Origin of the sequence: Robertkochia flava (genome assembly GCF_020166515.1) — a bacterium.
Classification (GTDB): domain Bacteria; phylum Bacteroidota; class Bacteroidia; order Flavobacteriales; family Flavobacteriaceae; genus Robertkochia; species Robertkochia flava.
In genome coordinates, this window is sequence record NZ_JAINZT010000007.1 from 168,236 (window position 1) to 181,171 (window position 12,936).

The 12,936-nt window shown below is 47.5% G+C and carries 8 protein-coding genes; all 8 read right to left on the bottom strand.

Annotated features, from left to right (window positions below; translation table 11 throughout):
• Positions 1–397 precede the first annotated feature (397 nt).
• Positions 398–2,200, bottom strand: coding sequence for an acyl-CoA dehydrogenase family protein (locus K7R11_RS11955; RefSeq protein WP_224490975.1), 1,803 nt, complete (start codon positions 2,198–2,200; stop codon positions 398–400).
• 114 nt (positions 2,201–2,314) lie between these two features.
• On the bottom strand, positions 2,315–3,505 hold the full coding sequence (locus K7R11_RS11960) for an acetyl-CoA C-acyltransferase (protein ID WP_224490976.1): 1,191 nt from the start codon (positions 3,503–3,505) through the stop codon (positions 2,315–2,317).
• A gap of 41 nt (positions 3,506–3,546) precedes the next feature.
• Entirely contained in the window at positions 3,547–3,915 is a 369-nt protein-coding gene (locus K7R11_RS11965) for a four helix bundle protein (RefSeq protein WP_224490977.1), read from the bottom strand.
• A 65-nt stretch (positions 3,916–3,980) separates the two neighbouring features.
• The gene (locus K7R11_RS11970; RefSeq protein WP_224490978.1) at positions 3,981–6,386 is read right to left on the bottom strand and encodes a 3-hydroxyacyl-CoA dehydrogenase/enoyl-CoA hydratase family protein; all 2,406 of its coding nucleotides are present in this window, start codon (positions 6,384–6,386) and stop codon (positions 3,981–3,983) included.
• A gap of 23 nt (positions 6,387–6,409) precedes the next feature.
• Complete coding sequence (locus tag K7R11_RS11975) at positions 6,410–6,853, bottom strand: MarR family winged helix-turn-helix transcriptional regulator (protein WP_224490979.1); 444 nt, start codon at positions 6,851–6,853, stop codon at positions 6,410–6,412.
• A gap of 152 nt (positions 6,854–7,005) precedes the next feature.
• Positions 7,006–8,781, bottom strand: a complete 1,776-nt coding sequence (locus tag K7R11_RS11980; protein WP_224490980.1) for an AMP-dependent synthetase/ligase — start codon at positions 8,779–8,781, stop codon at positions 7,006–7,008.
• A 117-nt stretch (positions 8,782–8,898) separates the two neighbouring features.
• Entirely contained in the window at positions 8,899–12,564 is a 3,666-nt protein-coding gene (gene purL / locus K7R11_RS11985; RefSeq protein WP_224490981.1) for a phosphoribosylformylglycinamidine synthase, read from the bottom strand.
• Between the two features lie 173 nt (positions 12,565–12,737).
• Complete coding sequence (locus K7R11_RS11990; protein ID WP_224490982.1) at positions 12,738–12,902, bottom strand: hypothetical protein; 165 nt, start codon at positions 12,900–12,902, stop codon at positions 12,738–12,740.
• Positions 12,903–12,936 lie beyond the last annotated feature (34 nt).

A 12,936-nucleotide genomic window follows, 5' to 3' on the forward strand; every position in this document is an offset into this window, starting at 1 on the left:
ATAGTTGCTCCTTTAGGAAAACTTTGATAGCGACCATTGCACTCGTTCAAAGCTTACAATTTCTTTGCTTATCATGAGAATACTTCCTAGCCGGTTTCATCCGTATGCTCTCCGGATAACCTCGCAGAATACCCAATATGCGGTGAATCAAAAATTACTCAACTATAGGGAAGTGGGGAGGTAGGGAAATGGGGAGACAGGGAAGTGGGGATATAGGGATATTGGGTAATGGAGGGTAATTATATTATACTATGTTAGATTCTTAGTCTTTTCTCCTTCGTCCCGGGTCTTTAATTCCGGGGCTATCCTATCCCAAAAAAAACCGCCCGGTTTCCCGGACGGCTTATCAACAAACAACTAAATTCTAAAACCCTATGTCAAGAGTAAAAAAAGGGAATTAAAAGCAATACTTATTCTCTGCCGTTACTTTCTCGGCAATCATATCTCTTAGTGCAATAACGTTTGGCAGGTTGGTGTACTTGGTGAAACGTTTAAGTCCCATTAGCATCATACGCTGCTCGTCTCCTTCGCTGATGGCTGCAATACCTTCTTTCCCGCTGGTATTGATCTTTTCCACCGCGTTGTAGAGGTAGAGTTTCGCCATGGCGATCTGCTCTTTCTGGCTTTCCTCACCAAAACGTTTTGCATTCTTTTCTGTTCTCAGAATGGCCGACTCTGCCATGTAGATCTCAATAAGGATATCGGCAGCCGCCATTAACAATTGCTGGTGCTCTTCCAGTTGTGGTCCGTACTTCTGCACCGCAGCTCCGGCTACCATAAGGAATACTTTCTTGAGTTTCCCCAGCATTTCTTTTTCTTCAGCAAACAGCTCGGAATAATCCGGAGTATCAAAAGATGGAATGCTCATCAACTCATCCTTAACCTTCATGGCAGGTCCAAGAAGATCTACCTGGCCTTTCATGGCTTTTTTGATCAGCATACCCACCGAAAGCATTCTGTTGATCTCGTTGGTTCCTTCGTAGATCCTTGAGATCCTTGCGTCTCTCCATGCCGATTCCATAGGAGTATCGGCAGAGAAGCCCATACCTCCGAAGATCTGTATCCCTTCGTCGGTTACGAACTGGCAATCTTCAGAAACGGCTACTTTTAAAATCGAACACTCAATGGCGTATTCCTCGACACCTTTTAGTTCTGCCTCCGAATGGGAAGCACCTTCCGCTTTTCTAATAGCGATGCGGTCTTCAATATCCTTGGCAGCCCTGTAGCTTGCACTTTCGTCTACATAAGCACTGGTGGCCATTTCGGCGATCTTGGCCTTGATTGCTCCAAACTTGGCGATCGGTGTCTTGAACTGGATACGCTCGTTCGCATATTTTACCGCTTCCGTAATCACTCTTCGCTCTGCATCCAGACAGGCAGCAGCCAGCTTGATACGTCCTACGTTCAGGGCGTTCATTGCGATCTTAAAGCCCATTCCACGCTCGGCCAGCATGTTCTCAACTGGAACCTTGGTTTCGTTAAAGAAAACCTGTCGGGTGGAGGAGGAGTGGATACCCAGCTTCTTCTCTTCATCCCCGAGGGTGATCCCGTTCTCAGGATCCATTTCTACGATAAACCCGGTGATGTTCTTATCGTCTTCTATACGGGCAAAAACGATAAACAGGTTGGCAAATCCCGCATTGGAGATCCACATTTTTTGTCCGCTGATCAGGTAGTGCTTTCCGTCTTCAGAAAGAACCGCTTTGGTTTTTCCGCTGTTGGCATCAGACCCTGCTCCGGGCTCCGTCAAACAGTAGGCCCCGAACCACTCTCCGGTAGCCAGCCTGGGCACATACTTCTTTTTCTGCTCTTCGGTTCCATACATTACAATAGGCATGGTTCCAATCCCGGTGTGGGCACCGAAAGCGGTAGCCAAACTACCGGTGGCTCCTGAAATATAATCGCATACCAGCATGGTGGTTACGAAATCCATTCCCAGTCCGTCGTATTCTTCCGGTACCGCAATCCCCAGTAATCCGAGCTCTCCTGCCTTGCGCATGATCTCTTCGGTAAGGGCGTAATTTTTCTTTTCGAATTCCTCTTTTTTAGGCCACACTTCTCTGTCGACAAATTCCTTTACCGACTCCTTCATCATTTGCTGCTCCTCAGTAAAATCCTCCGGGGTAAATACATCCTCCGCCTTGGTCTCTTTTACCAGAAACTGCCCGCCACGGGTAAGTTCTCTCTTTATAGTTTCCATTTCAATTTCTTTTGGGTTAATGCTTTCTTTTTATTCGTATGTTGTATACGGTTTGTTCTTCACAGGTAACTCATCACGCATCACGCATCACGCATCACGCTTCACGCTTCACGCTTAACTAAGGAATTCATAAACTCCCGCAGCTCCCTGGCCGGTACCTACACACATGGTTACCATCCCGTATTTGCTGTTTCTTCTTCGCATCTCGTCAAAGAGCTGAACCGAAAGCTTGGCTCCTGTACATCCCAGAGGGTGGCCAAGGGCGATAGCACCTCCGTTTACGTTTACGATCTCAGGGTTGAGTCCGAGTTCGCGAATCACAGCCAGCGATTGGGATGCGAAGGCTTCGTTCAGCTCTACCAGGTCAAGCTGATCCTGCTTTAATCCGGCTTGTGCCAATGCCTTCGGAATGGCCTTTACCGGGCCTATTCCCATAATTCGGGGTTCTACCCCTACAGCGGCATAAGAAACAAGTCGTGCAATAGGCTCCAGGTTGAGCTCTTTTACCATTTCCTCGCTCATCACAAGGGCAAAGGCTGCACCATCACTCATTTGTGAAGAGTTTCCGGCTGTAACGCTGCCTCCCTGGGCAAATACAGGGCGTAATCTGGCAAGCGCCTCTACGTTGGTGTCGGCTCTTGGGCCCTCATCCTGCTTTACTGTATAATTGCGGGTTTCCTTCTTGCTTTTTGCGTTTACAAAAGTTTCTTCTATGTCTATGGGAACGATCTGGTCACTAAACTTGCCTTCCTCCAGAGCCTTCAGGGCCTTCATGTGGGAGTTGTAGGCAAATTCGTCCTGGTCGTCACGGGAAACCTTGAATTGGTTCGCTACCGCTTCTGCAGTAAGTCCCATACCCCAGTAATAATCTTCATTGCCTTCTTTGGCTACCTTGTAATCGGGTACCGGTTTGTAACCTCCCATTGGGATGAAACTCATACTCTCGGCTCCCCCGGCTATGATACAATCGGCCATTCCCGACTGGATCTTGGCAGTTGCCATGGCAATGGTTTCCAAACCGGAAGCACAGTAACGGTTTACCGTTACCCCCGGTACTTCTTCGGTCTTAAGTCCCATCAGGGAGATAAGCCGCCCCATGTTCAGGCCCTGTTCGGCCTCCGGCATGGCATTCCCCACGATCACGTCATCAATGCGGTTCTTATCCAGCTGCGGAACCTGCTGCATCAGGTACTCAATGGTCTCTGCTGCCAGTTCATCCGGTCTTTTAAATCGGAACAGGCCTCTCGGGGCTTTCCCAACAGCCGTTCTGTATGCTTTTACTATATATGCGGTTCTCGTTTTCATTTTAATTGATGTTAGAGTCAAGAGCCAGGAATAAAGACTTGTTATTCTGAGCTCTTTGGTTGAATTATTTTCTTTTTAAATCCGAATATCATTTTCTGAAGGTCCAATAATCGATTGTGGAAAGAATGGTATGAACTCTCGTCGATATAACCTTCCTTTCTGGCAATTTCGAGCTGCGTTTCCAGTTCGAATGCTGATCCTAAACTGTGCTCCAGGTAACGGTGAAAGTCTTTGTCAGAACTTTTACTGGTTCCCTCTGCGATATTTGACGGTATAGAAACAGCAGATCTGTTCATTTGCGAAACAAGCCCATAACGTTCAAATTCAGGAAACCCTTTGGTCAATCGATAGGTACTGGAGGTAATCTCCATACCATCTATCCAAATATTTAGCTTTCTGAAATTGTGCATCTTTTGATTTTTAAGTATTCAAAAACTATGGTCTTTGCTCTTGGTTCTTGATTCGTCTTTTTTACTTAGTTACGAAGCGGCTTCCCCGTCTTCAACATATGCTGTATCCTCTCCAGGGTCTTTCGCTCTGTACACAACGAGAGGAAAGCTTCTCTCTCGATATCCAGGAGGTATTGCTCACTTACGTAATTAGGCTCCGAAAGGTCGCCTCCGGCCATTACCCAGGCCAGTTTGTTGGCGATCTTTTTGTCGTGCTCCGAGATGTAATTTCCGGCTTCCATAGAATCTGTTCCCACCAGGAACATACCCAGGGCCTGCTTTCCGAGTACCTTGATATCCTTGCGTTTTGGTGGCTGGGTGTATCCGGCCTCTGCGATAAGCAAGGCGTGCTTTTTAGCCTCTGCCAGCTGACGGTCCTTGTTGACCACCACAACATCTTTTCCTTTTTGCAGTAATCCCAGGTCAAAGGCTTCATAGGCTGAGGTCGATACCTTGGCCATACCAATGTTCAGGAAGTATTCCCGGAGTACATTCAGCTCTACATCGTCTTTTCTGAAGGTGTCAGCAGCTCTCAGCGCCATTTCCTTGGATCCTCCACCGCCGGGGATCACCCCAACGCCGAATTCAACCAGTCCCATGTAGGTCTCTGCCGCAGCAACTACCTTATCGGCGTGGAGCGATAGCTCGCAACCTCCACCGAGGGTCATGCCGTGTGGGGCAGAAATGGTTGGGATGGCCGAATAACGCATCCGCATCATGGTGTCCTGGAACATCTTGATGGCCATGTTCAGTTCGTCGTATTCCTGCTCTACAGCCATCATAAAGATCATTCCGATATTGGCTCCCACGGAGAAATTTGCCCCCTGGTTACCTACGATAAGCCCCTGGAAGTCTTTTTCTGCCAGGTCGATACCTTTATTGATACCGGCCAGTACGTCTCCTCCAATGGTGTTCATCTTAGAGCGGAACTCCACATTGAGAATACCATCTCCAAGATCTTCAATTACTACCCCGCTGTTCTTCCATACCTCTTTCGATTTCCTGATATTGTCAAGAATGATAAAGGCATCCTGTCCGGGTTTTTTGATATGTTTTTTCTGTGGAATGTCATAGTAGAACGTGGCGCCGTCCTTTACCGTGTAGAAGGAGGTAATTCCGGCATCCAGCATTTCCTTAACCCAGGCTGCAGGCTCGTGGCCCTCGGCCTTCATCATCTCGATCGCCTTTTGTACCCCAATGGCATCCCAGATCTCGAACGGACCGTTCTCCCATCCAAATCCTGCCTTCATGGCGTCGTCAATACGGTACAATTCGTCTGAGATCTCAGGGATCCTGTTCTGTACATACGCAAAGAGAGCGGCAAAGTTCTTTCTGTAAAATGCACCTGCCTTGTCTTTTCCGCCAACAAGAACGGGGAAACGCTCGATCACATTGTCGATGGTCTTGGTGAGCTCCAGGGTGGCGAAAGACGCCTTTTTCGACTTGCGGTATTCCATGGTGTCCAGGTCTAATGCCAGGATCTCACTTTTACCATTGTCGCCTGTTACTTTCTTATAAAATCCCTGACCGGTCTTGCTTCCCAGCCATTTGTTGTCCATCATGGTCTGGATAAAATCCGGCAGCTTGAACAACTCATGCGCCTCATCGTCAGGGCAATTGTCATAAATTCCATTGGCTACGTGTACCAGGGTGTCTAACCCTACCACGTCTACGGTTCTGAAGGTAGCCGATTTTGGACGGCCAATAACCGGGCCGGTAAGTTTATCAACCTCTTCAACGGTAAGTCCCAGTTCCTTTACCTGGTGGAAAAGACTCTGGATCCCGAAGATCCCGATACGGTTTCCGATAAAGGCAGGCGTATCTTTGGCCATTACCGAAGTTTTGCCAAGAAACTTATCGCCGTATTCCATCAGGAAATCGGTAACTTCCTGCTTACAGTTAGGTCCGGGGATCACCTCGAATAATTTCAGGTATCGCGGTGGATTAAAAAAGTGGGTAATGGCAAAATGCTGCTGGAAATCCTCACTTCGGCCTTCGTTCATAAAAGCGATCGGGATACCCGAAGTATTCGACGTGATCAGGGTTCCCGGAGTACGGTACTTCTCGATCTTTTCAAATACCTGCTTTTTGATGTCAAGGCGCTCTACCACCACCTCAATGATCCAGTCTACATCAGACAGTTTAGAAAGATCATCCTCCATGTTCCCGGTGGAGATCCTGTCTGCAAATTTTTGATTGTAAATAGGGGAAGGCTTGGATTTCAGGGCCGACTTCAGGTTGTCGTTTACGATCCTGTTTCTAACAGCCGGACTGTCCAGGGTTAATCCTTTTGCCTTTTCGGTATCATTGAGTTCTCTCGGTGCAATATCAAGTAAGAGCACTTCGGCACCGATGTTGGCAAAATGGCATGCGATCCCGCTTCCCATGATACCCGATCCGATAACTGCTACTTTTCTAATACGTCGTTTCATATGGTTGTTAATGAATTTTATTTTTAGTCTTTGTTCAGATAAATCTTTCGCTCTGCAATGAGTTCGTGAATGGTTTGCGCAACATTGTAAAATCCTTTCAGATCCTGCTCGCTGACATTGGCGCGTATGGTATCGTTAAACCGCAATACCACCTCCCTGGAAACATCCCGTTTCTCTTTTCCTAAAGGAGTGAGTTTAATGATCACCCCACGGCCATCATCCGGATTCGGGGTCCGAAAGATCAGTCCCTTACTCTCCATGCTCTTTAAGATCCGCGATAAACTGGTGGCCTCCATCCCCATTCTCGGACCCAGGGTGGTGGAAGGAGATCCTTTCTCCGGGTCGATACTCAAAAGGGTGAAGCCTGTGGCCATCGTACTGTCAAATTTGTTTGCCTCCTCATTATACATACGAGTAACAGCCTGCCAGGTAGATCTCAAAACATAATCAATGGTCTTATCTTTCATACTTTTTGGAGTGATGCGATCAAATATATAAAAATTTTACTATGCATGCATAATAAAAAGTGGTGAAATCCCTGAATTAGATAAACTGCTGATTTTTGGGCATAAAAAAAGCTCCCGTAAACAGGAGCTTTATAGAACAGGTTGGTTGGTTATCAGGACCTGTCGTAGATCTTATTGTATAAGTCCATGTATTTTTCCTTGATCACCTTGCGCTTTAATTTCATAGTAGGCGTAAGGTGCCCCTCATCGATACTCCAGGTATCCGGGGTAAGTTCGAATTTTTTAATGCGTTCCCATTTCCCGAAACGCTCGTTATACATGTCAATTTCTTCCTGTATACGATCGATCACCTTTTGATTGGTAACCAGGCTGTTGTTATCACCATTTAATTGTACCTGGTGACGACGGGCCCATTCTCTTACGAAATCAAAGTTTGGCTGTATAAGCGCTGCCGGCATTTTTTCGCCTTCTCCTACCACCATGATCTGCTCGATGAAGCGGGATTGCTTCATGTCGTTTTCTATAAGCTGAGGTGCCACGTATTTTCCGCCCGAGGTTTTGAACATTTCCTTTTTACGGTCGGTGATCTTCAGGAAGCCGTCACTGTCGATCTCCCCGATATCCCCGGTGTGAAAATAGTCTCCGGTCATGACCTCGGCAGTACGCTCCTTATCCTTGAAATACCCCATCATTACATTTGGTCCCTTACAAAGTATTTCTCCGTCTTCTGCGATCTTTACTTCAATTCCGGGCATAACCCTTCCTACAGTTCCGATCTTCCACCCTCTGTTATTCTGGTCGTTCACCGCGATTACAGGAGAGGTTTCTGTGAGACCGTAACCCTCCATTACAGGCATTCCCGCTGCTCCGAAAACACGGGCAAGGGTGGGTTGCAAGGCAGCACTCCCCGATACCAGTATCTTCAGGTTACCACCAAGGCCCTCCTGCCATTTGCTGAAAATGAGTTTTCGCGCAATATTAAGCTGGAATTCATACCAGGCCCCGTTGGCATTATACGGCTCGAATTTTTTACCGAGCTCAATAGCCCAGAAAAATAATTTCTTTTTAACTCCTGTAAGCTCTGCTCCCTTTGCGTAGATCTTGTCGTATACCTTTTCCAGCAGTCGGGGTACTACGGTCATTACCTCCGGTTTTACTTCCTTGAGGTTGTCGCTGATCTTTTCTATAGATTCGGCAAAATAAATGCTGATGCCGCAATACTGGTACAGGTAGGTAACCATGCGTTCAAAAATATGGCATATGGGCAGAAAGCTCAGGGCAGAATCTCCGTGACTAAGCGGTACCCGCTCTTCACTGGAGATCACGTTAGACACGATGTTATGATGCGAAAGCATCACTCCTTTAGGCCTTCCTGTGGTACCTGAAGTATAAATGATCGTGGCCAGGTCTTCCGGTTTTACCTTCTCCTTGGTTTCTTCCAGTGCCTTCTGATTGCTCTCGTTCTTCCCGCTTTCCAGAATTTCCTTATAATTCCGGGCTCCTTCGATCTCATCAAAGGTGTAGATTTCTTTCAGGGTGGGAACCTGGTCCCGAATGCTGCTTACCTTATCGAGTAACTCCTTATCTGATACAAAACAATAGGTACTCTCAGAGTGGTTCAGGATGTAAGCGTAATCTTCTTCTGAAATGGTAGGGTAGATGGGAACGTTAACAGCTCCGGTTTGTAAAACGCCTATATCTGCGATATGCCACTCGGTTCGGTTGTTGGTGGATATCAGGGCGATCTTATCATTTGGTTTTACCCCCATGTTCAGCAATCCGCGACTAAACTGATCGGTAAGTCTTATGAATTCTTTGGTGGATGTTTTCACCCACTTATCTCCGTATTTAGTGCAAAATGCGGTATCCAGGTTAAATTTATCCAGTTGGTACTGTGGAAAATCAAATAAACGGGTAACGTTGGTCATTAGTAGTGCTTTTTTCAGTCTTGCAAATTATAAAAATTTGGGGATAAAAAATCAAATTCATAAAAAAAGGAGTTGCCGTTTAGCAACTCCTTAATATTAAGCGTGTTTTCTTGCTGATTATTTTTTCTCCAGCCATTTTCTGGCATTGACAAAGGCCTCGATCCATGGCGAAACTTCGTCTTTGCGCCCTTCCGGGTAGTATCCCCAGTTCCATGGGAAGGTGGAGCGTTCCAGGTGCGGCATCATAACCAGGTGCCTGCCCGTGTCGTCAGTGAGCATGGCCGTATTGAAGTCAGATCCGTTCGGATTCGCAGGATACCCTTCATAACCATATTTTCCTACGATGTTGTATCGCTGCTCTGCATAAGGGAAACTGAACTTCCCTTCTCCGTGTGCTGCCCAGATACCCAGGGTGGTTCCGGCAAGACTGGAAAGCATGACCGAGTGGTTCTCCTCAATTTTTACCGAGGTAAAATTACATTCGAACTTATGTGAATCGTTATGAAGCATCTTGGGTTTGTCTTCATGGTCCGGATTGATCAGTCCCAGTTCTATGAACAACTGACATCCGTTACATACTCCGAGTGACAGGGTATCTTCTCTTTCAAAGAAGTTTTTAAGGCTCGTGTTGGCCTGTTCGTTATACAGGAAGGCACCTGCCCATCCCTTTGCACTTCCCAGTACATCAGAATTCGAGAAACCACCCACGGCTGCTATAAAACGGATGTCCTCGAGGGTTTCCCTTCCGCTGATCAGGTCGGTCATGTGAACGTCCTTAACGTCAAAACCGGCCAGGTACATGGCGTTTGCCATCTCCCGTTCAGAATTACTTCCCTTTTCCCTTATAATAGCAGCTTTGATGCGTTTGTTTGCTGCAACAGGTTCCGGTTTTTTTCCGGTGAATTGTGCCGGGAAGGTATATTCAAGAGGTTGATTCTTGTAATTGATATAACGCTCTTCCGCTTTGCTCTTACCACTTTGTTTCTGGTCGAGCAGGTACGAGGTTTTGTACCAGATGTCTCTGAGCTGGGGTATGTTAAAGTTGAATTCCTCCTCGCCGTTGGTGATGTGAAGTTCTTCTCCGGCGGTTACCGCTCCGATCTTTACAAAGTCCACGCCTCGGGAACTCAGAAGAGCCTCAACTTCCTTATCATCCTTAGCCTGGATAACCACGGCAACATTTTCATTGAACAATGCTTTAACAGAATCGGCCGCTCCCAGGGCTGTAAGGTTGAGGTCAGCTCCGACAGCGTTGTCTGCAAAACACATCTCAAGAAGGGTGGTAATTAGTCCGCCGCTGGCCACGTCGTGTCCTGCCAGTACCTGCTCGTTTCTTATCAGGTCCTGTATGGCGTTAAAGGCGGTTTCCAGGTAGGCAGCCTCATGCACGCCGGCACCCTGGTTGCCTACGGTGTTCAGGATCTGGGCAAAGGACGTACCTCCCAGTTCCAGGGAAGCTCCCGAAAGGTTCAGGTAGTACATACTGCCTCCGTCTTTCTGAAGTACCGGGGTTACCACCTTGGTGATGTCGTTGCAGTTTCCTGCTGCAGAAATGATCACTGTACCCGGTGCGATCACCTCGTCATCAGGATATTTTTGTTTCATGGATAGCGAATCCTTACCGGTAGGAATGTTGATCCCGAGGTCTATGGCAAACTGGGAACACCCTTCCACGGCCTCGTAAAGACGGGCATCTTCTCCTTCGTTCTTACAGGGCCACATCCAGTTGGCAGACAAAGACACCGATTTGAGACCGTCTTTCATAGGCGCCCAGACAATGTTGGTAAGCGCCTCTGCAATGGCTACACGGCTTCCGGCAACCGGATCAATAAGGGCCAGTACTGGAGCGTGACCGATGGAGGTGGCGATACCTTCCTTACCCTGGTAATCCAGGGCCATAACCCCGCAGTTGCTCAATGGCAATTGCAGTGGGCCTACACATTGCTGGCGGGCCACCTTTCCGGTTACACAGCGGTCTACTTTATTGGTGAGCCAGTCTTTACAGGCTACTGCTTCCAGTTGAAGAACCCGCTCCAGGTAGGCAGGGATCTCTTCAGTTTTATAATCCGGAGACTGGTAGTTTCTTTCTATTTTGCGATCGTTCATGATCGTCTTAGGAGAGCTTCCGAACATATCGGCCATGTCCAGGTCCATAGGTTTGGCTCCGGTTTTTCCCGACGCGAAGGTAAAGCGATGATCACCGGTCACTTCTCCAACCTCATACATGGGCGAGCGTTCCCGCTCGGCGATCCTTCTTAGTTTCTCCTTATGTTCCTCGGCGATCACCAGTCCCATTCGCTCCTGGCTTTCGTTTCCGATAAGTTCTTTGAGCGATAGGGTAGGGTCTCCTATAGGTAATTTGTCAGTATCAATGGTGCCTCCGGTCTCTTCTACGAGCTCAGAAAGACAATTCAGGTGGCCTCCGGCCCCGTGATCGTGTATAGAGACGATCTCGTTGATATCGCTTTCTACCATACCCCGCACCGCGTTGGCAACCCTTTTCTGCATTTCAGGGTTCGATCGCTGGATGGCGTTAAGTTCGATACCGCTGGAAAATTCTCCGGTATCAGCAGAAGAAACCGCAGCTCCTCCCATCCCGATACGGTAGTTATCTCCGCCAAGTACCACGATCTTGTCACTCTTCTTCGGCGTTTCTTTTTTGGCTTGCGATTCCTTGCCGTATCCGATTCCACCGGCGAGCATGATCACCTTGTCAAAACCGAGTTTTCGCGCCTCTTCTTCATGTTCGAAGGTAAGTACAGAACCCGCAATAAGGGGTTGCCCGAACTTATTACCAAAGTCAGAAGCTCCGTTGGAGGCCTTGATCAGGATGTCCATAGGGGTCTGGTAAAGCCATTCCCTTTCCTTCATTTTCTGCTCCCATGGACGGTTTTCTTCCAGCCTGGAGTACGAGGTCATGTAAACGGCAGTTCCGGCCATCGGAATTGAACCCTGTCCTCCCGCGAGACGGTCTCTGATCTCTCCTCCCGACCCGGTGGCAGCCCCGTTAAAAGGTTCTACCGTTGTAGGGAAATTGTGAGTTTCGGCTTTCAGGGAGATCACAGAATCAAAATCCTTGATCTCGTAATAATCGGGTTTTTCCGGACTTTTAGGAGCAAACTGCTGCACCCTTGGCCCCTTAAGAAAAGCTACATTATCCTTGTAGGCCGAAACGATCCCGTTGGGATGAGCCTCTGAGGTCTTACGGATCATTTTGAACAGGGAAACCGGTTTCTCTTCTCCGTCAATAACAAAGGTGCCGTTAAAGATCTTGTGCCTGCAGTGTTCAGAATTGATCTGTGCAAATCCGTAAACCTCGGCATCCGTTAGTTTTCTGCCCAGTCGGCTGGAAAGGTTCTCGAGATAAGTGATCTCTTCTTCGCTTAAGGCTAACCCTTCCTTTTGGTTATACCCTGAGATATCGTCGATCGCTTCAATGGGTTTGGGGTCGAGGTGAATATCAAAGATATCCTGATCAAGCCGCGTGTATTTCTGGCTTAACATAGGGTCGTAGTCCTTATCGTCTGCAGAAGAGGCTACAAATTCCTCGATTCGCACCAAACCTTCAATACCCATGTTCTGGGTGATCTCTACGGCGTTGGTGCTCCATGGGGTTACCATGGCTGCTCTGGGGCCTATGAAATAATGGTTGATGGTTTCCAGCCCGGTTTCGGGTTGATTTCCAAACAGCCATGTGAGTTTTGAAATATCTTCTTTAGAGAGTGGGTGGGTGGTTTCTACTGCAAAAACCTTCTCTTTTGGATTCCCGAAGAAAACGATCATAAACGCTTTTTTAAGGTCCGTTCTTAATGACGGACAAGTGAATGATTTTGAAAGCGCAAAAATACAATTTTCCGTACAATTAATCAGACTAATTTTGGCATATCCTCAGGGTCTGAAAAAGCATAAAAACCGGAGGTTTGTAAGGAATACAATCTCTTGGTGCTCAGATGGGATTATGCCAGGTCAATGTGGAAGGGGAGGGTAGGGTGGGAGAAGGATATGCTGTTCTGCTGTGGTTTCTCAGCAGCATCGTCATCCTTGGTGTTTTCGCAATACGCCATAAGCAGGGCTAAAATTATGCCCAGTAATACTGCCAGCTTTATAGTTCTGGGTTTCATGTTGGTGAAATTAGTAGTCTAAGGAATAAACGAG

Bases quoted from the DNA above. Each gene is read 5' to 3' on its own strand.
- purL (WP_224490981.1), bottom strand. From the start codon at position 12,564: ATGATCGTTTTCTTCGGGAATCCAAAAGAGAAGGTTTTTGCAGTAGAA.
- K7R11_RS11960 (WP_224490976.1), bottom strand. From the start codon at position 3,505: ATGAAAACGAGAACCGCATATATAGTAAAAGCATACAGAACGGCTGTT.
- K7R11_RS11990 (WP_224490982.1), bottom strand. From the start codon at position 12,902: ATGAAACCCAGAACTATAAAGCTGGCAGTATTACTGGGCATAATTTTA.
- K7R11_RS11975 (WP_224490979.1), bottom strand. From the start codon at position 6,853: ATGAAAGATAAGACCATTGATTATGTTTTGAGATCTACCTGGCAGGCT.
- K7R11_RS11970 (WP_224490978.1), bottom strand. From the start codon at position 6,386: ATGAAACGACGTATTAGAAAAGTAGCAGTTATCGGATCGGGTATCATG.
- K7R11_RS11965 (WP_224490977.1), bottom strand. From the start codon at position 3,915: ATGCACAATTTCAGAAAGCTAAATATTTGGATAGATGGTATGGAGATT.
- K7R11_RS11980 (WP_224490980.1), bottom strand. From the start codon at position 8,781: ATGACCAACGTTACCCGTTTATTTGATTTTCCACAGTACCAACTGGAT.
- K7R11_RS11955 (WP_224490975.1), bottom strand. From the start codon at position 2,200: ATGGAAACTATAAAGAGAGAACTTACCCGTGGCGGGCAGTTTCTGGTA.